The following is a 23,523-nucleotide window of genomic DNA, read 5'->3' on the forward strand; positions in this document are numbered from 1 at the left end:
CTCCTTGAAATTCAGTTCAGTTTGCGACGTGCGGAGGACGTCATCCGCCCGGTGAGAAAATGGAGAGGCACTCCTCGGCAATCATCTGCTCTTCGTCTGTGGGGATGACATGGATGGCAATCCGGCTTGCCTTGGAGCTGATCGTCAGCGCGTTGCGCTGATTGGCGTGCTCGTCAAGCTCGGCGCCCAGCCAGAGCAGCCGGCTTGCGATCCCGGCGCGGATATCCGGCTGGTTCTCGCCAATGCCGGCGGTGAAGACCAGCCCGTTCAGCCCGCCAAGTGTTGAAGTCAGACGACCGATCTCGCCGGCGACCCTGAGTATGAAAAGCTCGATCGCTTCGCGAGCTTGCCTACTATTGTCCTTGAGAAGCTCACGGGTGTCGCCGCTAAGGCCCGAAACGCCGAGAAGACCGGACCTGTGGTAAAGTATATCTTCGAGTTCTGCTCGCGTTTTCCCCAGCGGCCCAATTAAATGAAGCAGCACCCCCGGATCGATTGCACCGGGACGCTTCGCCATGGGAATGCCGTCGAGGGTGGAAAAGCCCATACTCGTATCACAGCTTTTGCCGCGCTCGATGGCGCAAAGACTTGCGCCGCTCCCGAGATGGGCGATTATTACCTTTCCGTCGGCGATCTCGGGCGCCCTTTCGGTCAGAGCTCGCGCCACGTAACGGAAGGAAAGCCCGTGAAAGCCGTAGCGCTTTATGCCCTGGTCGTGAAAGGCGCGGGGAATGGCGAAGCGTCGTACAAGGTCGGTCTGCGTTGAATGAAAAGTCGTGTCGAAGGAGGCCGTCTGCAAGAGTTTCGGTCGCAGGTGCGTCACTGCCCGAACCAGTCGCAACGCCTGCGGCTGATGCAGCGGCGCCATGTCCACGAGTGATCGCATCCGTTCCATGGTTTGATCGTTGATCCGGACCGGACCGTCGAATATGTCGCCACCATGCACGATGCGGTGACCGGCAGCCGTGACGCTGTCGAGATCGAAATGGGCTGCCAGCGCGCAAAACACCTCATCCATCAGTGCGGCAAGGTCTTCCTCAACATCGCTTTTCAAGGGTAGATCAAGCCGGGTCGGTCCCTCCGCCAGATGCAGCGTCAACGGCCGATCGGAAAAATCAACCACTGCCTTGCCGATGCGTTTCGGTGTTTGCCGGTCGAGCCTGAAAATACCGATCTTCACCGTTGAGGAACCAGCATTAAAGGTCAGGAGGAGTGTCTCATGCATGCGAACTCTCCGTTTGCGGCGGGCATATCGCCAGTGCTGGCGGCCATTGCGTTTCCGTAGTGGCGTGATGCTCCCTCCTGGAGCCTCTTTCATCCTTCAGCTTCTCTAACCTATCGGCGATCTTTCGCCCTTCTGCCTTGACATAGCGCAATCCCCGGTCGTTTCCCGAGTGGTTGTCGCCAGCAAATTCATGCGTTGGTCGACCGCTGTTGATCGCTGTCAATGTGAAAATCCCCCGGAACCGGAAGATCGGAAAGATCATTCGGGAGATTATAAATGTCAGGAGATTACGAGGTCGGTTTGCTCACCGTTTCCAATGTTGTTCGCGCCTATGCCGTCATCCAGCATCTTTTCTCGTCGGTTTCCTTTAAGGAGTGGCAGGCTGCCACGGATACTGATCATAAACGGCGCGATTGGCTCACCGTAACCGATAGCGCGGGAGTGATCCGCGGTGTCTGCTATGTATTCGTCACCAGCTACCCACAATCGCCGCAAATGGAGGTTCCGGTCTTTGCCTCCTTCAGCCTGTTTGACGAAAAGGGCGTTGCGCGGCTGCTGTTCGAAAAGATCAAACAACAAGCCAGAGAGCTGAAATGTCAGCGTATTCATTTCTGGCCTGCCGGCCCGAAAGGCTGGTCGATCGTCGTAAACCCGCACGATCGACACGCACCCGCCACCGGGCTGGTCTATGATCTTCGTACCGTTGAAGGTGACGGCTCTTCAATCGATGCGACAAAGACATAACCGACGCCGCGAACAGACTTGATGATGTTTGGATGCTTGCTGTCGGTTTCGATTTTTCGGCGCAGACGTGCGACCTGCGCGTCGATGGACCGGTCGAATGCATCCAGACGGCGCGATCGCGTTTCCTCCATTAGAAAATCACGTGTCAAAACCCGACCTGGATGCCTGGTAAACGTCACAAGCATATCAAATTCACCGGTCGTCAGCTCAATCTTGGACCCTCCGCACGAAAGAAGCTGGCGGCGAGACAGGTCGAGTGACAAGCCGTCGAAGCAAAGCATTTCATGTGGGCGCGGCCGATTGACCGGCAGACGGCGGCGCAGGATCGACTTCAGCCTCGCCTGTACCTCGCGAAGATGAAACGGTTTGGCAATATAGTCGTCAGCGCCGATCTCAATGCCCACGATGCGATCCACTACGTCGTCACGGCCGGTCAGCATGATGATAGGCACATCCGAATCCATCCGGACTTCTCGGGCGAGATCAAGACCATCCTGAGCACCCGGGAGGGTGAGATCAAGGAGGATCGCGTCGATTTCATTGCGTCTGAGATGTGATCTCATCTGGACACCGTCCGCCGCGGCGCTGACGTGATATCCCTCTCCTTCAAAAAAACGCGTGAGCATCTGTCGCACCCTTACGTCGTCATCGACAATGAGCAAGTGACCCTGGTTCGCTGCCATTCTCTTGACCTCGCGTTACAATTTGTCACGAACTGAAGCCGTTCGTCACAGTTCAGGCATCATTCAGTTATCTTGCCGGGCTTAACTCCATCAGGAAGCAGATGGAGAACAAGATGTACAGCACCGGCGAATATCGCGCTTCAACTCATCAAATTTCGGCACCCGCGCACGATATTTATTGTTTGCGGGACATTTTTCGCAATCAGCCTGCCGAGCATCTGAAGGTCGGACGCTCGCTGTTCCTTGAAGGGGACGAAGCTGCACATATTTTCGAAGTAAGTGATGGCGTATTGCGGATGTTCAAAATTATAGCAGATGGCCGCCGTATCATCACCGGTTTTCTCTATGCAGGCAATGTTCTCGGCGTATCGTTCGGCAAGCGCTACCTTTACAGCGCAGAAGCGGTGTCCCCTGTAACGCTGCGCCGGGTTACGCGCAGGCATTTCGAGAAAGCCGTCGGCGACAATGACAGACTGCGACCCGAAATGTTTGCGCTTGTTTCGGACGAAATGGCTGTCGCCCAAGACCAGATGGTGCTGCTGTCAAGCAAAAGCGCCGAGGAGAGAATGTGCACGTTTCTTCTGAAGTTTCTCCAGCGTAAAGCACAGCAGGGGGAGTGGGAAAAAACGATCGAACTCCCCATGTGTCGTCAGGACATTGCCGATTACCTCGGGCTCACGATCGAAACCGTTTCGCGGACCCTTACAAAGCTCATCAAAAGGGGCGTCCTTCGGATCGAAAATGCCGGGGCGCGTCAGGCAATAATAGTCGAGAAGCCGCTTCTGCTTGCACAATTGGCGGGTGACAGCGATGATTACTCCGACGTGCGGCAGCAACTGGTCGTTCAAGGTGGACGGCACCGCCACTAGCAAGCGTCGCTCGACGGGACAACGATGCCTGAAATTTTGCCTATCGAAGAGCAGGGCAAGCTGCAGCTTGAGGCCCTCATTACTCTCCTGGATGGTGCAAGCATCGTCATTCACGGAATGGACGGCAGGATCAAGGGCTGGACCGCGGGTAGTGAACATCTTTATGGCTGGAGTAAAAACGAGGCGCTTGGAAAAATTGTCCACCAGCTTCTCTCCACCCAGTTCCCGATGCCGCTTTCGGAGCTCAGACGGCGTGTTTCCCGACAGGGATCATGGAGCGGCGAAGTCGTTCATTACCATAAGAATGGTCACAAACTTCTGATCGCAACGCGATGGTCATTTGTCGATTTCGGCGGCGACCAGGCACCTGTGGTGGTTCAGACAAACAATGATGTGACGGACTTGAAAAGAATGCAGGACGAACTGGCCCGGCGCGAGGCGCACCTTCTTTCCATTCTGGAAACCGTTCCCGATGCGATGGTTGTCATCGACGACCGGGGCATCATCTCATCCTTTAGCGCGGCGGCTCAACGGCTGTTTGGCTACGAAGCGAACGAAGTCGTAGGGCATAATGTACGGGTGCTAATGCCGGATCCAGACCGGGCCGCGCACAACGGTTATATAGAGCGTTATTTGTCTACCGGGGAAAGGCGGATCATCGGATACGGTAGGGTGGTAACCGGACAGCGCAAGGATGGATCACGTTTTCCGATGGAGCTGTCGATAGGTGAGTCGATTGCCGACGGCAATCGTATTTTTACCGGATTTGTCCGCGACCTGACAAGCCGGCAAAAAGTAGAGGAGGAGTTGCGCCAGTCGCAAAAAATGGAAGCGATTGGTCAACTGACCGGCGGTCTGGCGCACGACTTCAATAACCTTCTCACTGTCATCAGCGGCAACCTTGAAATGGCAGAAAGCATGCTCCGCGACGAAGGCGTTCGACGTCTGCTTCGAGAAGCCCAGGATGCCGCTGAGGACGGCGCGAGGCTGACACGACAGCTTCTGGCCTTTGGCCGCCGCCAGCCGCTCAACCCCCGTAGGGCAGACATAGGTCAACTCATTAGCGGCTTTTCTGAATTGATGCGACGCACGCTCGGTGAGACAATCGAATTCAAGACGGTCACAACCGGTTCGCAGAACGAGGCCCTGGTCGACAGTTCTCAACTACAAAACGCGCTTTTAAACCTCGCTATTAATGCCTGCGATGCCATGCCAAAGGGTGGAACCCTGACAATAGAGATAGCGCCGGTCAAATTTGATATAGACCATGCGCGAATGTTCCCGAATATAAAGCCGGGTAATTATGTGCAGATTTCGGTCACCGATACGGGAACGGGTATGACGCCGGAGGTCAAAGACAAGGCATTCGAACCTTTTTTCACCACTAAAGACGTCGGAGCCGGGACGGGTCTGGGGTTAAGCATGGTCTATGGCTTTGCCAGACAGTCGGGTGGCAATGTCCAGCTTTACAGCGAATTGGGGCGGGGGACGACGGTGCGGATTTTTCTTCCTGCGGCCCCGAACATTGCCATACCGTCGGAGGACGCCACCAATGATCCACCAGTCACAATTGCTTGCGGCAGCAGGGAACGAATTCTCGTCGTTGAGGACGATGCCCGCGTCCGTCGTATCGCGGTCGCGCGACTTGTTGCTCTTGGCTATGGCGTTGTGGAAGCCTCCAACGGCGTCGAGGCTCTCGAGCAGCTTGAACGCCATCCCGATATTGACCTCCTTTTTTCCGACGTCGTGATGCCAGGTGGCATGGCGGGCGATGAGCTTGCAGACCGTGCCCGGGGTTTGCGACCGGACATCAAGGTTCTGTTTACGTCGGGTTATGCCGAACCGGCTGTTGCCGGGCGGCAGTTGGCGGCCAAGGGAAGGTGGCTAAGAAAACCCTATACCGCCCGCGAACTGGCGGTGAGCCTGCGCGAAATCCTGGATTAGACTGCTGTAGGCGGTAAGTGGCGTCGTTCTTACTTCATATAATAGCCGTTGCTGGGAAGACCGACAGCGGCAATGACAGGATGACGTCCGATAACTATCGCCGCACTCCCATTACTACGAAAGCAACCCAGCCAAATCGCTCAGTATCAGCCATTGTCCGGAAGCGTGCCCTTTTTTTCAATCGCGGTCGTCGGTCAGGGGCAGTGCCTGAGCTCGGCGGCGTACGTCGACCTCCAAGGTACCTGAGACGATTGCGCCCATTGCGAGCAATGCGAAGGTCGCGTTGGCCAGCCAGCCAATTACGGGAATGAAGTTCAAGAGGGCCATCACGGCCAGCCCTGTGAGGAGCTCGCCTATCTGGGTGAACATGCACTTGCGCCCCATATTGCCTCAGGCGATCTCATTCCTGTTTTGGAAGACTGGTCTCCCGAATATCCGGGACTTAGCCTTTATTTCTCGCAACGGCGACACATGCCAGCCAAACTGCGTGCCTTCATCGAACTGATCCGAGAGCGTTCGACTAGCGATAACTGATAACCAGAGTCTATCTTACTCCTTAACCGCGTCGTTGGTTCATAGCTCTTCAACGCGAATACCGCCGCAAATTGTTTCCATTTTCAAGTTGCGGACGTAGCTTGGCGGGAAGTCTCCCGATCAATGCGCGGGCGACTCTCAGATGCAGATCGTCCCTAGGTGAGGCTGGATGATGCAGGTAAAGGTCTCGGCCGCTTCAAACATCGGCGTGCTTTATGACGTGAGGCGCCCAGGTGGATCGCGAGATTTCGTCTTCGGTCGGGTTCACCGTGTCATACTCCTCCAACAGCGTTAGGAACGCACTATTTGAATGCATGATATCCTCAGGCTTGAGGAATCCCCACTCACATTCCTCGCAATGCGCATAGATCATCTGCCGGGTCACGTCCTTCTGGAGATAAAGGCGGCCCTGATTGTCACACTGTGGGCAGGTCCCGACATAATAGAGTCTCGCCATCAATGATTGCCGCTCCCGCCATCCAAGCCGGTGTCGTTGCAGCCGCCGGTATGTGGAAGGTAGTCGTGACCGCCAGAGCTATCCGTAACGCCGCTGCCGAACACTCGCCGCAATCCCTCTCTCCGAGGCCAGATGAAGACCAACAGCACGAGCAGGACCAAGGCGAAGCTACCAGCCATCATGAATTGCAACAACAATTCCAAGTCTCCTCACTGCGTGATTTCACGGCTAGCATAGTCCGATCAGCATGAGATGGAACCAGAAAGAGACCGGGTAAGCCGCCGAATTGCATAAGTTCCCAGCATATATCTATAGCCGATAAACTCTCCTGCATCCAAGTTGATATTGAGGGGGCATCGATATGCTGGCTGGATGCGCGTTTTAAGTTCAACCATCCTGCAATACTGTGGATCGGATACCGGGTGTTTTCTCAGGACTAAGAAACGGATGATTTTACCGGTAGCAAATTCAGCTGAAACGTAACCCAGCATCGTACGGTGGGGGGCATTATCGGGGGAGGACGTGCCTGAAGGCCAATTTCACTGGCTTACAGTTTCCGGACGTGGGTTAGATGAAGTGCCAGTGGGGGAGAATCTTCCCGAAGTGCATCATGCCTGTTTTGAGGGTAGGGGATCAGGCCTCTCCTTGCAAATGTGCCATGAACGCTTCGGTTGGCGTCTTGTAGCCTAGGCACTTTCTGGGTTGGTTGTTGATATGACGCGTGAGGTGGAGAAGGTCGCGCTGTGACACGACTGCCAGGTCTGTGCTGCCTGGCAGGAAGCGTCGAATTCGCTTGTTGGTATTCTCGACGGTCCCTTTTTGCCAGGGCGCGCTTGGATCGCAGAACCAGCTTCGTGCGCCAATTCCATCCTCCAAAGCCCGGAATGCAGCAAACTCCGTGCCGCGATCGAAGGTAAAACTCTGGCGCGCGAATGCGGGCAGGGACGAGAACGCACGCACGATCTTGTCCATGATCGGGCGCGAATGCCGGCTCGGGTTTTTGATCAGCACCGTGTAGCGGCTTTTGCGCTCTACAAGTGATGTTACATTGGCATGTCCAAACGGACGCTCGAATATGATGAGGTCACCCTCCCAGTGCCCGAACTGCGATCTGTCTCCAATAAAATCAGGCCTTTGCGATATGCGATGGCTCGCGGGGAATACGCCGTCGCGAGGCTTCCTTGAGCCCCGTGGGCGACGTTTGCGACGCGCTTCCGGCAGGTATCTATAGAGACCGAGTTCGTAATCTTCCTTGCTGTAGATGAACCGGTAGATCGTTTCTGCAGACACGCGAACGGGGCTTCTTCTTTCCGACAGCAGACGTCCGGCGATCTGCTCTGGAGACCACCGAGCCTCCAGTTGACTGATAACTTCAGCACGAAGATCTGGATGGCGTCGAAGCTTTCTCAGACGCCGCCGACGTTCGCGCGTAATCTCATCAGCAATGGTCGGAAAGTAGCCGCTGTATTCAGGAAGTTCCTGATCGCGGAACGTGTTTCGACGGATCTCCCGATAGATCGTCGATCGGTGGCGTCCTAGCCGACGGGCCATTTCATTGACAGCAAGTTTCTGCTCTACGAAGCGATGAAGAAGACGACGATCGGCGAGGGTCATTTGCTGATAACAGTCAGACATGCCAAAATCTCCAAAGTGAAGCCATTGAAAATATTGGCATGTCGCACTTGGAAATAGAATGTACCCGGCTACATACGATGTGGCGGGAGAGTTGAAATGTCCGCCGGTTTGCAAAGTAGAAATGTCCGATCAGCCCCGATCTGAGCGGCTGATCCCGATTGCAAGATCAGATCGGGGCTGGTGGTAAACACACCTCTTCGGCTTTAGCGTTGAGACGCCTCACTCAGCAGCCTGCTGCCGCGACAGCGCCTTCTTTCGCCGCGAAATTACAGCCGGATCGTTGGTGAAGTCTTTGCGGCGACCGGGTCCACGAACGCGTTTGACATAACCATTCTTGTCGCTGTTGCTCTTCACCTCAGGTTTTGCCTGCGCGTCCTGGCGTTCTTTGATATAGGCCAAAACATCGCCGAGCCGCTTGTTCTCGGTGATCGCCGCATGCGTCACCCGCTGATCCTTGGCAAACACCGTGTAGGGCAGGTAATGCCCTTTCCAGCGCACATCCATTCGGCCATCGGCATAGGCGTAGGTCTCGACATATTTGCCAACAAGGCCACGCGTGACGTCGCTTTCTTCCAGCATGATCCGCTGTCGCTCATAGGAAAATGTCAGCTGCGATCCGACATAACGCTGTTCTCGCTTGCAGAGGATCTCTTTCAATCGATCCGACGCCAGGTTCATCGGTCGATGCAAATCCTCGGATCGGGCAGGGCAAACCGCAAAACGGGCGTTGTAGTCCTCCATAAAGCCGGGCAAAAAAGCATTGCCAGCCTCCATGCTGTCGATGCCAGCCAACCGCAATTCCTTGACCAGACGGTCCTGAAGCGTCCGGTTCATCCGCTCAACGCGACCTTTGGCCTGGCTCGAATTTGCACAGAGAATTTCTATATTTAGCTCGCAAAGCGCTCGCCCGAACTGCGTCATGCCCTGACCACCTCTGGCATCCTTCTTTGCCACCCGAAACACCGAATGTTTGTCGGAATAAAAGGCAATCGGCGCGCCGTGGCACTGGAGATAGAGCTCCAATGCCTCGAAGTAAGTGAAGGCACTTTCGGACCGCACAAAGCGCAATTGCATCAGCTTGCCGGTCGCGTCATCAACGAACACCAGCAGTGAGCAGGGTGGTCCGCGATCCTCAAACCAACGATGCTCCGACCCATCAATCTGCACCAGTTCGCCATAGGCCTCGCGTCGCAACCGTGGCCGATGAAACGTCCGGCGCTGCTTGCGCGACAGCCAAATGCCAGCATCGACCATCCAGTTGCGCACCGTCTCGCGCGACACAGACAAGCCATCGCGCTCAGCCAGCTTCTCCGTCGCCAATGTCGGCCCAAAATCCGCATAACGTTCCCGAACCAGCGCCACCGCATAATCACGAACCCCGTCACTGATCCGGTTGTTGGACGGCCGGCCGATCGCCTTGTGCCGGATCGACGCAGCGCCGCCACTCCGTATTCGGTCCAGCAGCCGACGCACCTGGCGCTCACTCAGATCAAGAACATGCGCCGCAGACACCGTCGTCATCCGCCCGGAAACAACCTTCGACAAAACCTCGATCCGCTGCAGATCGCGCTCGCTCATCGCTATCAATCCCATCTGCAATCTCCCAGATGCCAATCAGACCCGGGGAGTGTGACATTCCAACTTTGCAGAAACAGGACACTTTAACTTTGCGGCTACATACGATAATCGCATAACATATATTATGGAACTTGATTTATCGAAAAGGCGATGTTCTTTTGTAAAAACGGAACCAGGTATGGCCCAAACAGCGGGCTTTTGGCCCAAAACGGAGCCTGGCGTGGCCCAACTCAAACAGTTGCGTAGAAGCAATGTCATTTTGGGTTGGTCGGATACAGACGAACCTCGACGGTGACGAACCCCAGCCATCGACAACGCCTACCTAAGACATCTGGAAAGCTGTTTTCAGTTGGCGTGTGACCGTGTACGACCAGTCGTTCAAACGGCAAATCGTGGTCCAGAAAACCTTCTCTGATCCATCTCAGGTCACGGGGGTCTTGTTGGTCAAGTGGAACCCCAGGCCGAATACCAGCCTGGACGAAGCAAAGGTTGTCGTTGATGATTTTATCGGCTGCCCCGTTCAGCAGTTCCTGGTGATGACTGAACTGCTCAACAAGGGCATCTTGGATATCATCCAGTTTGCCTGGCCGGTTCGGCAGATAGCTGTCAATCGTCGCCATGCCACCCATCTGCGTCAGCCAATATGTGATCAGATTGTCGGTATATAAGCCGTTCATGAACGCGCTCAGGGTACGTCCCCAATCTCCGCAATAAGATCGTTATGTCGTACAAGTGACATGATCAAGGCAACGTTATCACCGTTGAAAAGAACTAACGAACCGCCTGATCTTTATCTCAGCAGATATACTTCAGCCTACTCGCGATCCAGAGAACGACATGTGTTGTAGGCTTTTCGCCCCAACCCTGCTTCGGTCGATCCGGTGCTCGATTGTTCGAGGCGATAATTCCAATCTGACACCGACTTCCTTCTGCGTCGCATCTATCGTCAGAAGCTGGAGGATACTCAGATCAACGCCGTCAACTTTGGACCTTGGAACCTCCCGTGGTAGCCGGTCAATCTTCACGAGCAGGGTGAAGCGAAAACAAGGGCATATATCCGTAAATAGCAAAGCCCCTATGAAATGTAGCCGTAACCGATTTGCGGACGATGCCGACATCACAAACATGAGTAAAAAATACAACTTTCTATTGAAACCTGTACGAAAACCGGGTTTAAGATTTTTGGTGCCCCGTTCTCAGTTGGTTGAAATAATACTGGGACGGGCGGGTCAGAGGTTCTGCTGGTTACTGATGATAGTAGTGTCGGCGATAATATATCACTAGGAGGACAAAGTGTTCTTGACTATCAAGGAATATCTCCTAAGCGAACGATTTTTTTTGGACGCTTTATTATCTGCCTGTTTGTATTTTTGTTTCTTTTATTACGTGCCTTACTTAGTGAAATCCACTTTTTCCGGGGAAATAAAAACCGGGATCGGCTCATATAGAGCTGCAGAGAAACCGTTCAAATATTTTTCTTTTCTTCTCTTCAACGTAGCACTGTTCCTCATCACAGGATTTGGTGCGTTTGTAATTCTTCGTCACAGATATGGATTTTTCTAAGTAGGGGGTGGTGATATGGCAACTTTTTTTGATGATTTTACACGACGAACATTTGATAATCTCACCAAGCCATTTCACAGTGCCCCAGACGCGGTAGCCAGCGGCTACTCTGCCTATGTAGGGATATCCAGTGGGTTGTTAGACAATGCCCTGAAGGGAGGCATTAAAGGCACGGCGGCTGGAAAGCTGGCGCTTTCTTTCAGAGCTATTGAAGATGTAGTTGTTTCCGTTGCGACGGGAGCCACCGATCGCGATCTAAGCGGTGCGGCGAATATTGCCGGCGGGCTATTTGCCAGCGCCGTTGTGGGCATTATAGCAGCCCCGACGCTCACAGGGGTCGCCGCCGTTGTCGTGGCCGGATATGTCGGTTCTGCGGCAGCTGAAGCTCTCTACGATACCGTCAATCAGCACTACCCGAACGCGTCTGATGATCTTTATGAGTTTACGGCAAACTTTGCCTCAGATTTGCGAAGTGCCGTTACGGACGCCGCTGGACGATACTCTGTTGGAGACTTTTTCCAGTCGATTAAATCAATGTGGGACGATGAAAGTGGTGACTCGGAACCGAAGCCTGCTTCCTCATCTCAAGAGGGATATTCTGACGAAAACACAACTGTTTTAGAGCCGATCATCATCGATGCCGAGCCGCCCGCTGCGGGGCAAGTGCATGTGGTGGAATCCTGGTTTGACCCTGTCGTTCTCGATCTGACAGGCAGCGGCATTAATATAACCGCGGTTGGTTCGTCGAATACGTATCTGAATATGGAGGGGGACGCGCTACAGCATAAAACCGCCTGGGCAGGAAGCGGCAACGGCGTGCTGGTGCTTGACCAACAGGGGTCCGGAGACGTGAATTCCCCGGAAGCCTTTATCTTTACGTCCTGGGACCCAACGGCAAAATCAAACACCGAGGCGCTGGCCAACGTCTTCGATACGAATAGAAACGGCAAGCTTGATGCGGGCGACGCACGCTGGTCCGAGTTCAAGATACTTGTTTCGAATCCCGACGGCACGCAGCAACTCCAGACCCTTGAACAACTCGGCATCGCGTCCATTGACCTGTCGACCGACAATAATCGCACGGTTTTGGGAGATGGTTCAGTCGTGGTGGGTCAGGGAGGATACACCCGGACCGACGGTACGACCGGTACTATGGCCGATGTCCAGTTTGTTTATGATGGGCAGGGCTACATCGTCGACAGGGAGACTGTCGTCAACCCCGACGGTTCGACATCGATTTTAACGTCCGCCTTCCATCCCGACGGGAGTGTTGCTTACAAGTCGACACTGGTCACGAGCGCTGATGGGCTCACGAAATCCTTAGAGTATGACATTGGTGGGGATGGCGTTCTCGATACCCGCCAAACAGAGGTCACGACGATAAACAGCGCTGGAGATCGCACGCAAACGATTTCCAACTACTCGCCAAGTGGGCACTTGCTGAGTAGGGAGATTACGTCGACAAGCGCCGACAAGAAAAACATAACGATTACGCGCGATCTGGATGGTAACGGCACCACAGATCAGGTTGAGACACGTATTATCGGTTCAGACAACAGCACCACCACCACGATAAAATATCTCAACCAGAACGGCTCCGAAAAGGAGGCCATTTCCGTCTTCTCAAATGCCATCGGAACCGCTTCGAGCGTAAAATCCGATTTGAACGGGGATGGCATTTTCGACGTCATCGAAAATCGCTCTGTCACCGTCAACGGTAGTGGAAGCGGGACGGAAGAAGTCCTCACCCAATCAAGTAATGGAACCGTCACCCAACGTGTGGTGACGACGACAAGCGCTGACGGCCGCTCGAAAGAAATACTGACAGACAAGGACGGGAATGGCGTCGTAGAGAGCAGGCAGAATTCTGGAATAGTTGTCGCAGCTGATGGAAGCTCGATAACAACCCAAAATAATTTCAATGGCGATGGGTCGTTGCGCAGTGGTCTTGTCACTACTTTGAGCGCGGACGGCTTGAGCAAGACCGTCAAAGCTGATTTTGACGGAAACGGCGTTTTCGATCTCGTCACGGAAGAAATCACCGTGGTGAACGCAGACGGTGGGCGAACGAAAACAATTGTGGAATCGAATGCCGATGCCAGCCTTCGGGCCACATCGATTTCAAACTGGAGCGCCGACGGCAAAACGAGATCGGATACTTTCGACACCGATGGAGATGGCGACCCGGACTTCGTGGAATCGGTTTCTGTTCTGGCGACCGGGGAATCGCAGAACGTGGCTAGCCTATTCAATCCTGACGGCTCGCTCCAAAGCAGAACAACGACCATCACGAGCGCAGATGGTCTGACAACGACGATTCTTTATGCTGGTAATTCTGCCGGAACGACGGATCGGACGCAAATACGCCAGACGGCCACGAATTCCGATGGGAGTTCCACAGTCACGACGAGCCAATACAGCGCCTCTGGCGTTTTGCTCGACAAAATGATCGTTACGGCTGGTGCAGACGGGCTAGAGAAAAATACCCAATGGCACAACGCCGGTTCCGGGACAATCAGTCGCTCGACGAACGAGACTACCGTCCTTAACCCTGACGGCAGTCAAACACAGACTCTGATCGAATATCATGCTGATGGCTCCGTGCGCGCGACGGTTATTTCGACGCTCAGTGCTGACCGGTTGGGTTCAATATCCCGATTTGATGCAAACGGCGATGGCCACCTTGATCGCCAGATCGAGCGAGTGACCGCGAGCGACGGCAGCTTTATTGAAACCGTGTCCGGTTATAATCCTGACGGGTCACTAAAAGACCGTACGATCACCACGCGCTCAGATGATAATCTGAATACCGTTGTTCAGAGGGACGCTAATGGAGACGGCGTTTACGAACAAAAACAGACCACAAGTGTCGTCCTGAATGGCGATGGCGGTCAAACGACCACCGTAACTGAATTCCACCCGAATGGCTCGACAAGTTCCCGATTGGTCACGACTGTCAACGGAAATGGGCTCGTTCGTGTCGTGGAATATGATCGCAACGGTGATGGTGTTGTTGATGAAAAAATTACCGACACAACTGTTCTGAAAAATGACGGTGGCAAGACCCAGACGATAACGCACTGGAATGGCGACGGCACGGTCAAGCAACAGAGCGTCACGACCACCAATGGCAACGAACTCTCGCAGACCGCCACCGTTGATAAAACGGGAGCGGGAAGGATCGACAACACTTGGACTGAAGTCACAGTCTACAATGCTGACGGCAGCCAGACGCATACCATCACGGAGTTTCATCGTAACGGCTCTTTGAAGGAAAAGACCGTCAAAACCACCAGTGCCAATGGCAATGAGACCGTCGTGTACGATCTTGATGGCGATACAATTACAGATCAGCGAAGCGTGACTCACACCGCAGCCAACGGCGATGTCGTAACAACGGTGAGAGACTACAACAGTGACGGTAGCTTGCGAGATAAGGCCGTCAACACCACGGGTTCCGATGGTCGCTCAATGACACTTGAGCGGGACACGGACGGTGATGGAACTATTGACCTGACCGAAACTCTATCAGTTGTTTCCAACCAGGATGGTAGTCAGACCGAAACGCGCTCCAGCTTCAATGGTGATGGCAGCCTCCGTGAAAAGGTCGTGGTTACGACGTCGGTAGATGCCCAAGTGGAGACAACACAATGGGACACAAATGGAACCGGCGGCTTTGACCTCACCCAAACGAAAACATCGGTTTTGAGCGCCAGTGGCGAAAGCACCGAGACGGTTTCGGTTCTCGACGGTCTTGGTGTCTTGCAGGAACGGGTTGTCACAAAGGTCAGTCCGGACGAGCGGACAACGACTGTCACCACTGATAAAAATGGCGACGGCCACATTGATCAGATAGAGACATCCGTTCTCGATGCAGCCGGAAACACCGTGGTGACCATGTCTGATTTCAACGCAGGCGGAGGCCTTGAGCGCCGCCTCATCACCACGACAAGTGACGACGGCCTCTCAATAACCAAACAGTGGGATACAGACGGGAACGGTTCGGCCGATCAAACACAAAGCGACGTGACTGTACTGAATTCCAATGGTAGTCGGACACAGACTGTCAGCAATTTCACAGCGAGTGGTGCACTCGCGGACCGGACCGTTGTGACGACGAGCGTCGATACCGCGACAACAACGTATAATTGGGACAATAACGGCGACGGAATTTTCGATCAGAGCAAAACCGAAACACTGACCGTTGGTGCCGATGGAACACGCACCGAGGTGACTTCGTACTTCAAGTCGGACGGTTCACTTGAAGCTCGATATGAAGAGTCGAAAAGCGATGACGGTCTGTCTATTGCCAAGCGGTGGGACAAGGATGGTGACGGCACATTCGAGGAGAGTGCAACTGACGTAACTGTCTTTAACAGTGACGGCAGCATTACTCAGACAATCAAAGATAACCCCTGGTTTGATACAGTAGTTTCTACCAGCGCGGATGGTCTTACGAAAACAACCGCAACAGTTAATTCGAACGCGACAACAAATGCTCAGGGAAAAACATACGCGCTCGAAAACGCTGATGGTTCCAAACTGGAAATTCGTGAAGACCTGAGTTTCAAGACCATCACGCACACGAGCGCCGATGGGCGCGTAGTGGAGGTGATGCACCATAATTTGCTGACGAATACGATCAGCCAGACTGCCGAAACCAGAATTGCGGTTGATGGAACAAAGACCGTCACGGTCGAAAATTTCAACCACCTGGGGATTCTAACAGACCGCCAAACATCGGTCACCAGCAGGGGTGGCCAAACCATTACCGACTATATGGATATCAATGGAGACGGCGTTACTGATCGCATTCAGCGCGACGTCTCAGTTGTCCGAGCGGATGGAAGTGTTGTCAGGACACTTGTAGAAACCAACAGTGACGGTTCTGTCCGGGAAAAGACAATCACTACGACGTCCGCCGATGGAAGATCATCTGTCTTGCAGCGTGATTCTGCAGGACTGGGATATTTTGACCATGTCGAGACCACCACCCATGACGTCAGCGGTGCTTCCAAGACAATATATCAGACATTCCTGAGTGACGGTTCCCTTCTACAAAGTTGGCAGAAAAATGTGAGGGCCGACGGGAACGTAACAAAAATTACGACGAACAATAGTTCACCAGACGGCCTGAGTAATGTGGAAACGCATATAATCTCCATTGATGGCTCTACGACGGGCAAAATCAACTATGTCGATATGCAATTCAATCAACCGCTATCTTCAATAACGACCACGCTGGGTAAGGATGGAAAATCCAGAGGCTTAGATGCTTTTAAATACTTGAATACAGCAGAAGTTATTTCATCTAATACTATTCGATATGAGTCGAAGCCCGACGGTTTTACCAGCGAGTTCTCGTCTGTTTTGGCCGACGGTTCAACCACTAAAGAATCATTTGGATTCGGCGAGGACATCGCTCAGCTGTTTGAAGAATTTTCTTGGCTAAGCGCTAACGGAGAATCTAAATTCACGTTAAATAGTAGCGAAAATGGAATACAAATTAAAATAGACGGCGACAACAACTCCGTTGCTTTGTCAAACCAGCTTTTCCACGCGCTTACGTTGTTCAATGGAGATGGTTCGCAATACGACTATGCAAGCCCAAGCCTTAGCAACTCGACTATATCAATAAGTGGTCAGGCGAATAAAATATGGTCGAATAATAGCACTGTATTACTCGCTAAAGGTGGCTCTGCGACGATAAACGGCATGTCTAATATCGTCATCGCCGGGATTAATACAGAGGTTTCAATTAACGGCACCGACAACCGTGTTCTGCGGACGCAGGCTGACATCTCGGGTAATCGTAGTATAGATTCACGCCACCAGGAAGACGTTCGCCTTGATAATAGGTATAGCTTCAGTTACGTCGCAGCGGATAAGACGCAAAAGACGTATCTCGACGCTAACAAGATACCGGTGATGATATTCGGGACTTGGGATGAAATCTGGGTTTATACTGTTACAACTCATGTTTTCCTGAACGGACCCATTCCTGCTATCGGCCCTTGGGGTACCTATGATGCGATTTCGGTGAACGATGCTCGAACTTACGTCCGCGGTTCCCCTGCCCTGATGCTTGAAACTGACGGCTATGTTGGCTTCGATGGCGGGCAACGCGTTAGCAGCGGCGTTGCTGGCAATTGGGTAACGGCACTCGGTGATCGCTCCGTCTCGCTTGTCGGGTCGAATATGAGGCAAGCCGTCGATTACCTCATCGGAGGCAACGGTAATGACATTATTGATGGGCGGGCAGGAGAAAGCGATATCCTTCATGGAGGCGCAGGTGACGACACAATTTATTTCGACGCTGCGAGCTATGGAAAATCCGGCGGAACATCGCTACCCCAAGCCATCGACGGCGGGTCCGGCTATGACACTGGCATCGTGACTTCCACAGGCGATGTGAATATATCGCTCGCTACTGGAAACTTCGAGGCGTTAATATCTAATAGTGGGAACGACACGATTACCGGAAATCCAAATGCCGCAGGATATATCGACGGCGGTGCTGGTAATGACATCATAATCGGTGGATTGCTTGACGATATTTTGCTGGGCGGTACTGGCAACGATACGATTTACGCCGGACAGGGGAATGATTTTCTCATTGGCGGTGCGGGGAACGACTTCCTAAGCGGGCAGGACGGAAATGACGTCCTTAATGGGTCCGACGGGAACGACGTGCTCAATGGCGGCGCTGGTAGCGACACGTTTATTTTCAATTTGGGTTTTGGTCACGATACGATCCAGGACTTTACCAAAGGCAAGGACATCATCGAGTTTGAGTATGGTTTGTTTGCAAACTGGCAGGACCTTGTCGCCAAGACGAGCCAAGTCGGCGCGGACACGAAAATTTCTTACGATGCAGAAAATTCCATTCTGATCCAGAACGTAGCATGGGCTCAACTCGGAGCTGACGATTTCCGTTTCGCCTGAATTTACGCGCTAATGGAGATTTCGACAGTGTTGTACCGATCTTATGCTTCGGTACACTCGCCGTTCCAGATGATTGTATTCTTCACTCGATGATTGCATAAAGAGCGACAGGGAATTATTTGGAGGCAAGCTTGGGAAAGCTCGTTCGTTTGTTTGTTTTGACTGTCACGTTCCTAGTTGCGGCCCAGATCAGCGTCGCCGGAGCCGCTACCTTCGAAATGAAAATGTTCGGGCATCACGTGACCATTCTCAAACGTGATTTTGAACAGGTCCTGACCATCGATGGTCGTGAAGTTCTTAAAAACGAGATTCTCAGCATCGAAGACATTCAGCTGATTTCAGGAACACCGGCGATTGTTGGATCATCGTCTGCTGGTGGGAACGCCTATGACTCGTCTCCTTTCGTCATATCATTCCCGACAAACGCAAATCCAAAAGTCGATGGCCCAGTGGACAGCTGCCGCCCGGTGAAAATGCAAGTCTCGGCCGACAAGTTATCGTTCTCCACAACAGCATTGCCAAATTCGCCGGGTGAAACGTGGGTGTGGACACCAATAAGCGGCTTCTCAAAACCTGAAGAACAGGCTTTCGTTGCCAACGTATCTAAAGGCTGGGCAGAGCTTCGTGAGAAGACGATTACTCACCCTGGAGATATTTTGGAGTTCGCCGAAGTTGCGGCGCAAATCAATAGGCTCTTAGGTCCGGAAAAGGAAACCTATTCAGACATCATTATGGGAGTTGGCTCGGGTTCTTTCAGCGGTGATTATTTCGTAGGTTCAGCATGTACCCGGCACTTATGCAACGAAGAGGAGGCATTGCTCGTCGCCTCGATCCAGGAAAAGCAGGTTTTCCTCGCCTGGAAGCCGTCCGGTAAGAAAATTGTTGTTAGCCCGCCCGTCAAAGAATGGCCTGAAAAGGCGAAAGCTGCACTGAGAGAGTGGGCGGCTAAATGGAAATAGCCTGAAAACTATTGTCGCCGAAACGCTTCTATCATGGTGCTCGTTACGTCTTGAGGAAAACACACTGGCGAATAACCACCCGGTTTCGAATAGGCGCTTCGCTTGCCACAGCGCCGCCCTCCCCGGTCTGTGTTGTAAGGACAGGCACACGAACTGGGATAACTTGCTAGTGATTCAGCAATAATGCGCTGGATGATCACAGAATCGGGAATCGTGGGGATCGATTTTTCCCGTTCTTTTGTCTTCGACACTTTATCGGAAGGTTTGTCTTCATCCGTTTTTTGTTTGTCACCGAGAAGCCTTGAAGACATCCAGCCTTCGCGTTGGGTGAGTTCGTCTCGAATATGAGACCACTCACCAAACTGATCAATCAAAAGAACTCTCCGCCCACTATCCAGGCGATCAATGATGTTCCCATTCTTGGACGGGGCTGCACGGAAGGCTACACGATTGCCGGTAACAAAACGGATTGGAAAATCTTGAGCAGATTTCTCTCGCTCCAATTTTCGCAGGCTTGGCGGATTGGGCTGCGGTTCGCGAGAGCTGGGAACTGGTTTGGACGGCTCTACGTTGCCCGACTGGGATGGCACAGTAGGACGCGTGGTGACACCGTCCTGATTCACATTAGACTTGCTGCCCATCTGATTGACTGCAGCGTAGATGAGAATTACCCCAATGATCCAGTACCGTTTCCGCATCCCAGTCCCCCATCAGGACTTTGGCGCAGACGGAAAGAACATACAAGTCTGAGATGCAGGCGGAAAGAGTTTCCCGCAGTTACTGGTAAAAACTTCTTCAACCTAGTTGAGTAATCAGCCGAATTGTAAGAGTTTCCTCTCATCCTGTGTTCGTCGTCCACCTCAGTGTCGTGACACAAACTCATCGCATGTTCAATCGGCCAAACCTGCTGGTTGGGTCTGCGACTTATATGAAGTCTCCAACGTTATCGAGCCGTCCAAAGGCAAACCGGGCATACAGCATTCTTGTCACGTGAGAGCGTCCCCGAACCGATCTCATATCTTTGCTACGGTACCACCCTGCTCTATCGGCACCCCACCTGAGTAATATTGCTTCACAGCGACATGATCGCGTAACCCTGCGGGCCGATATGCCTTTGTTTCATCGTAGTGGACAACGCCATCCAGTTTAATCCGGTCAATGACGCTCGGATGTATTGGTGCATCCGTAGGAACTGCGCGGACGCACGCCTTCCACGGCAGCCATCCAGATTTGATCTCGTCATGCTGGACGCCCGCGCTGGACGGATAAAGATGGAGCCATCTTTCATCGGTAACAATGGGATGTGGAACATTTGCCGCTCTATTCACCATCCACGAGAGCGCTATGTCTGACAGACGAGATTCCGTTTCGAGATAGCTACCGCCGATATCAGAGTGCACGCCTGCGAACCAAACCTGTTCGAACCAACCATCTTCTTTGTTCGCAGCATTTGAAGATTGATAGGTCCACGGTACACGAGCAAATTTTGCTCGATTCTCGTCTATTGAAAGCGCATGTTTTGCATGCTCGACCCTTGGATTGAGAAAAGTGTCGTAGAATTTCATCCGCCAGCCCGTCAGGTGGACAGTTTTCCACCATGGATCGCTCAGTCCTCGCGCCCATTTCAAGTGGGTCGCCAAGTACCACGCTCCTATGACGGCCCCTGTGAAAACCACGCTGGAGATGAGCCAAATACTTAGCCCAATCTCCCAAGGCATGAGTGCCCATACTGCTGTAGCTACTGCTGCAATTCCAATTGCGGCCGCGAGGATAATAAGCATCTGCTGGACGGCATTAATTCCCAATGCGCCCACGGTATCCCATACTCCGACGAAGTACGGTACAGTGTTGGCCTGATCGTTTTCATCAGCAGATCGATATTTCTCCCGAAAGCGAACAGCCAGTTCTTTCCGCTGGGTATCCAGCAACTTATTGCCCTTACCGGCACCATGTTGATAGATGGTCTTTACCGCTTCGTTCGCAACCTGACGGGCAGTTTTTGGATCGCGGTAAAATGGAGTGATACCATCCTCCATAGTGGTTGGAACACCGCATAGACCTAACACGCCACCAACGCATCGTGCGGTGTAGGCACCACGGCTGAACCCAAACAAAAATATCCTGTCCCCAGGCTCCCAGGACTGTAGAATGGCCGTGTAACAGTCGACAATATTCTTGGTTATCCCAAGGCCAGTAGCTTGTGAGAGAACATTATAAATTTTCCGAATTGGTCCGATTTTAATGTCAACGCCGTCTGAAGCTGATCCCAACCCCGCGTCGTAGAAAGCAACTTGGTCGTCGGGATTAATGGCAGACTCGGGACCGCATCTGGTTGCGCGAAACAACTTATAAACGTTGCTACGGCGCTCGTCCGGAAGGAGGCCGCCAGCTTGTCCCGTACCGTCTGAAAATATGAGAATATTCTTCGGCATGTAAATCGCCCCAATGAATTCAAATCATTTTGAAGAATTTCAGTCACTATATAAGTATTATTTTGCCGAAACAAAAAAACTATCCCCAGCTATTTTAGGTAATCCTAAGCCACATGTATTAGCATGCGGTGGTTCACCTATTAACAGTCATTGTCAGGAAGGCCGACGTGACAAGCTGACGGCGAAAGCGCGAGCATCAACAACAGGATTCTAGCTAATGCGCCGCAGAGAAATTTAGTTTGTCATCACCCGAGCCGCGTGAGCGTCCGGCGAAAGCATTTTTCGGGTTTCGAGAGATGGAATCTAAAGGCCGCGCTTCATCTCATCGGCCATGATGCGGTCGATTATTTCAGGATCGCACTGTGTGTCGATGAGGAACTCGCGGATACCGCCGTCCCACGTCCTGATGTCGGCAAGTAGGCTTTGAAGTTCTTTGATGCCGTTCTCGGTCAGACCCTTCGTGCCATCTTCAGTGCCATCGCTGACGTAAACCAGCCGGACATGATCTCCATGCGGGCCATGAAACCTCTTTGCTCTGGTATTAACGTCAGCACTAATGCTGGTTCTAATGCCAGAACATCGCCTGATTTTCCCGATCAGCAAAAACAGTTCACCGGACGCTCACCGAGCCGCAATATGATCATTGCGCTCAGCCTGAGCCTACGTTCAGTGATTTGCACCGAACCGCCTTTCTTCGGCCAAAACACTCCCTCTATAAGCACGTATGGAAACCCTTGAGACCTGTATCCCTGAAGACTTCTATTCCATGCTGGTGATGGGCGTCGGCGTGGTCATCGCGAGCTGGCTGATGATGTTCGTCGTGCGTAGATTAATCAGCTTAGCCCTAGTGGCGGCTCTTATTATTGGTGGCCTGACAGTCTGGCAGAATCCCGCAGCGCTGCGGACCGCTCAAGATACCGCCGTGCGGTACTACGACCATTGGCGTTATGATTGAAGACCACCAACGGTGGCAGCGCCTGGGATTGATGCAAAGGTCCACGGATTACCACTTCCACCACTCGTGCATCATGTCTGGGAATTTTTCTTCCTTCTCCTCACCGTCTGTTGCTCTGAGTTTTACAAAGTCGTGGCGTCGATGAATCCTGATCGCCCGCAACTAAAATATCGTCTTCACGCGGTGATCGCCAAGGATTGGTATGCTCCCAAGAGGGCGTTCACACTCACTGGCTAGCGAGCAGACTGCATTTGCAATTCGCGGATGATGTCGGAAGTTTGCTGTGGACGTGAGTAGTGCTCGGTTCGAGGTGTATCGCTTCCCGTGTATAATCATACCGTTTCCTGGAGAAATCATAAATGGCCAGCAGCTACGCAGAGTGGAAGCGCAGAATGTCGGAACTCGATGCTCTGATTGCCCAGAGGGGTGCCTATATCCTAGTGATACGAAAACTCCGTGGTATAGCGGAATTTGAAAGCAAGCTATTATTGAACCCGCCCAGGAACGGCGAAGTAGTCCCTGAGCTTGAGGAATATTTTGATCGACTTTCCAGCAACCTCTTTGGCATAACCAGAGACGACACTCGCTTCAAGTATCCCTCAAACTTCGAGAACCTGATCGAGGGAACGGCGGAATGGTGCAGTATTCAGGTCGGTGCGAAAGAATACGAGGATCAATTTGTCACAGAATACAGCGCTGACGACGAGGCTGTCTCCACGCTCCTCATACTGGGAGTCGATTTCCGTGACGACCGGGGAGACCCGCTCCGCTGCACGAAGCTTTTTGGCCGTCAGGTAACGGCTGCAGTCCTTAAGATAATGGGCGGTCTGCCCGATGCCGATGCCCTCGGGCTGAAAAGTTGGGAAAGGAAGCTTGAGAAGGATGCCCAGCTGCATCTAGCCCGCAAAGGGAAACGGTAAAGCGAGAAATGGACGCGTGTCCAAACAAGCGGCGATCAGAGAGAGGAGGTTTCAGGCGCAAATCCCTTGCACCCTAATGC

17 protein-coding genes and 1 pseudogene are annotated in these 23,523 nt (G+C 52.8%); 8 read left to right on the forward strand and 10 right to left on the reverse strand.

The annotated features are described in order from the left end of the window. Positions 1-40: 40 nt before the first annotated feature. Positions 41-1,225 carry an acetate/propionate family kinase gene (locus tag G6L97_RS25895; RefSeq protein WP_174004245.1) on the reverse strand — a complete coding sequence of 395 codons (1,185 nt, stop codon included), beginning with the start codon at positions 1,223-1,225 and terminating at the stop codon, positions 41-43. Between the two features lie 300 nt (positions 1,226-1,525). Here G6L97_RS25895 and G6L97_RS25900 point away from each other — a divergent pair, with 300 nt between their 5' ends. Next, complete coding sequence (locus tag G6L97_RS25900) at positions 1,526-1,969, forward strand: hypothetical protein (RefSeq protein ID WP_141680509.1); 444 nt, start codon at positions 1,526-1,528, stop codon at positions 1,967-1,969. Here G6L97_RS25900 and G6L97_RS25905 read toward each other — a convergent pair. Further along, complete coding sequence (locus G6L97_RS25905) at positions 1,912-2,652, reverse strand: response regulator (protein ID WP_149916675.1); 741 nt, start codon at positions 2,650-2,652, stop codon at positions 1,912-1,914. The genes G6L97_RS25900 and G6L97_RS25905 overlap by 58 nt on opposite strands. Positions 2,653-2,765: 113 nt before the next feature. Here G6L97_RS25905 and G6L97_RS25910 point away from each other — a divergent pair, with 113 nt between their 5' ends. Both G6L97_RS25910 and G6L97_RS25915 read left to right on the forward strand, forming a co-directional pair. Continuing rightward, the gene (locus G6L97_RS25910; protein WP_065703969.1) at positions 2,766-3,521 is read left to right on the forward strand and encodes a helix-turn-helix domain-containing protein; all 756 of its coding nucleotides are present in this window, start codon (positions 2,766-2,768) and stop codon (positions 3,519-3,521) included. 24 nt (positions 3,522-3,545) lie between these two features. Continuing rightward, positions 3,546-5,465, forward strand: coding sequence for a hybrid sensor histidine kinase/response regulator (locus G6L97_RS25915; RefSeq protein WP_112401986.1), 1,920 nt, complete (start codon positions 3,546-3,548; stop codon positions 5,463-5,465). Between the two features lie 177 nt (positions 5,466-5,642). On the opposite strand, the gene G6L97_RS25920 is transcribed toward G6L97_RS25915, so the two are convergent. Next, a complete protein-coding gene (locus G6L97_RS25920; protein WP_127966318.1) occupies positions 5,643-5,834 on the reverse strand; it encodes a hypothetical protein in 192 nt (63 codons plus the stop codon). Here G6L97_RS25920 and G6L97_RS25925 point away from each other — a divergent pair. Continuing rightward, positions 5,814-5,999: pseudogene (locus G6L97_RS25925) on the forward strand (LysR substrate-binding domain-containing protein); the annotation flags it as partial. The gene G6L97_RS25920 and the pseudogene G6L97_RS25925 sit on opposite strands and share 21 nt — an antisense overlap. A gap of 196 nt (positions 6,000-6,195) precedes the next feature. Here the strand turns inward: G6L97_RS25925 and G6L97_RS25930 are convergent. The 4 genes from G6L97_RS25930 to G6L97_RS25945 all read right to left on the reverse strand — a co-directional run bounded on the left by G6L97_RS25930 (position 6,196) and on the right by G6L97_RS25945 (position 10,346). Beyond that, positions 6,196-6,456, reverse strand: coding sequence for a hypothetical protein (locus G6L97_RS25930; RefSeq protein WP_060641966.1), 261 nt, complete (start codon positions 6,454-6,456; stop codon positions 6,196-6,198). A 633-nt stretch (positions 6,457-7,089) separates the two neighbouring features. Further along, complete coding sequence (locus tag G6L97_RS25935) at positions 7,090-8,091, reverse strand: IS30 family transposase (protein WP_112401988.1); 1,002 nt, start codon at positions 8,089-8,091, stop codon at positions 7,090-7,092. A 219-nt stretch (positions 8,092-8,310) separates the two neighbouring features. Then, complete coding sequence (locus G6L97_RS25940; protein WP_174004810.1) at positions 8,311-9,684, reverse strand: ISNCY family transposase; 1,374 nt, start codon at positions 9,682-9,684, stop codon at positions 8,311-8,313. A gap of 239 nt (positions 9,685-9,923) precedes the next feature. Then, positions 9,924-10,346 carry a metallophosphoesterase family protein gene (locus G6L97_RS25945; RefSeq protein WP_174004292.1) on the reverse strand — a complete coding sequence of 141 codons (423 nt, stop codon included), beginning with the start codon at positions 10,344-10,346 and terminating at the stop codon, positions 9,924-9,926. Positions 10,347-11,247: 901 nt separating this feature from the next. On the opposite strand from G6L97_RS25945, the gene G6L97_RS25950 reads away from it, so the two are divergent. Further along, a complete protein-coding gene (locus tag G6L97_RS25950) occupies positions 11,248-18,177 on the forward strand; it encodes a calcium-binding protein (protein WP_174004294.1) in 6,930 nt (2,309 codons plus the stop codon). Positions 18,178-18,308: 131 nt separating this feature from the next. Then, positions 18,309-19,136, forward strand: coding sequence for a hypothetical protein (locus G6L97_RS25955; RefSeq protein WP_174004296.1), 828 nt, complete (start codon positions 18,309-18,311; stop codon positions 19,134-19,136). Positions 19,137-19,144: 8 nt separating this feature from the next. Here G6L97_RS25955 and G6L97_RS25960 read toward each other — a convergent pair whose 3' ends face one another. From G6L97_RS25960 to G6L97_RS28180, 3 genes are all read right to left on the reverse strand, one after another. After that, a complete protein-coding gene (locus tag G6L97_RS25960; RefSeq protein WP_174004298.1) occupies positions 19,145-19,834 on the reverse strand; it encodes an SH3 domain-containing protein in 690 nt (229 codons plus the stop codon). A gap of 315 nt (positions 19,835-20,149) precedes the next feature. Beyond that, positions 20,150-21,568: a DUF2235 domain-containing protein gene (locus tag G6L97_RS25965; RefSeq protein WP_174004300.1), complete on the reverse strand. Its 1,419-nt coding sequence runs from the start codon at positions 21,566-21,568 to the stop codon at positions 20,150-20,152. Between the two features lie 303 nt (positions 21,569-21,871). After that, a complete protein-coding gene (locus tag G6L97_RS28180; RefSeq protein WP_323131705.1) occupies positions 21,872-22,171 on the reverse strand; it encodes a hypothetical protein in 300 nt (99 codons plus the stop codon). 121 nt (positions 22,172-22,292) lie between these two features. Between G6L97_RS28180 and G6L97_RS25975 the strand changes: the two genes are divergently transcribed. Together G6L97_RS25975 and G6L97_RS25980 are read left to right on the forward strand one after the other, a co-directional pair. Further along, a complete protein-coding gene (locus G6L97_RS25975) occupies positions 22,293-22,523 on the forward strand; it encodes a hypothetical protein (RefSeq protein ID WP_174004302.1) in 231 nt (76 codons plus the stop codon). A gap of 359 nt (positions 22,524-22,882) precedes the next feature. After that, positions 22,883-23,443 (forward strand): hypothetical protein, encoded by a 561-nt coding sequence (locus tag G6L97_RS25980; RefSeq protein WP_174004304.1) that lies wholly within the window; start codon positions 22,883-22,885, stop codon positions 23,441-23,443. Positions 23,444-23,523 lie beyond the last annotated feature (80 nt).

Source organism: Agrobacterium tumefaciens (assembly GCF_013318015.2).
GTDB lineage: Bacteria > Pseudomonadota > Alphaproteobacteria > Rhizobiales > Rhizobiaceae > Agrobacterium > Agrobacterium tumefaciens.

Bases quoted from the DNA above. Each gene is read 5' to 3' on its own strand.
- G6L97_RS25980 (WP_174004304.1), top strand. From the start codon at position 22,883: ATGGCCAGCAGCTACGCAGAGTGGAAGCGCAGAATGTCGGAACTCGAT.
- G6L97_RS25920 (WP_127966318.1), bottom strand. From the start codon at position 5,834: ATGTTCACCCAGATAGGCGAGCTCCTCACAGGGCTGGCCGTGATGGCC.
- G6L97_RS25915 (WP_112401986.1), top strand. From the start codon at position 3,546: ATGCCTGAAATTTTGCCTATCGAAGAGCAGGGCAAGCTGCAGCTTGAG.
- G6L97_RS25975 (WP_174004302.1), top strand. From the start codon at position 22,293: ATGGAAACCCTTGAGACCTGTATCCCTGAAGACTTCTATTCCATGCTG.
- G6L97_RS25960 (WP_174004298.1), bottom strand. From the start codon at position 19,834: ATGCGGAAACGGTACTGGATCATTGGGGTAATTCTCATCTACGCTGCA.
- G6L97_RS25940 (WP_174004810.1), bottom strand. From the start codon at position 9,684: ATGGGATTGATAGCGATGAGCGAGCGCGATCTGCAGCGGATCGAGGTT.
- G6L97_RS25930 (WP_060641966.1), bottom strand. From the start codon at position 6,456: ATGGCGAGACTCTATTATGTCGGGACCTGCCCACAGTGTGACAATCAG.
- G6L97_RS25910 (WP_065703969.1), top strand. From the start codon at position 2,766: ATGTACAGCACCGGCGAATATCGCGCTTCAACTCATCAAATTTCGGCA.
- G6L97_RS25950 (WP_174004294.1), top strand. From the start codon at position 11,248: ATGGCAACTTTTTTTGATGATTTTACACGACGAACATTTGATAATCTC.
- G6L97_RS25965 (WP_174004300.1), bottom strand. From the start codon at position 21,568: ATGCCGAAGAATATTCTCATATTTTCAGACGGTACGGGACAAGCTGGC.
- G6L97_RS25905 (WP_149916675.1), bottom strand. From the start codon at position 2,652: ATGGCAGCGAACCAGGGTCACTTGCTCATTGTCGATGACGACGTAAGG.
- G6L97_RS25935 (WP_112401988.1), bottom strand. From the start codon at position 8,091: ATGTCTGACTGTTATCAGCAAATGACCCTCGCCGATCGTCGTCTTCTT.
- G6L97_RS25895 (WP_174004245.1), bottom strand. From the start codon at position 1,225: ATGCATGAGACACTCCTCCTGACCTTTAATGCTGGTTCCTCAACGGTG.
- G6L97_RS25945 (WP_174004292.1), bottom strand. From the start codon at position 10,346: ATGAACGGCTTATATACCGACAATCTGATCACATATTGGCTGACGCAG.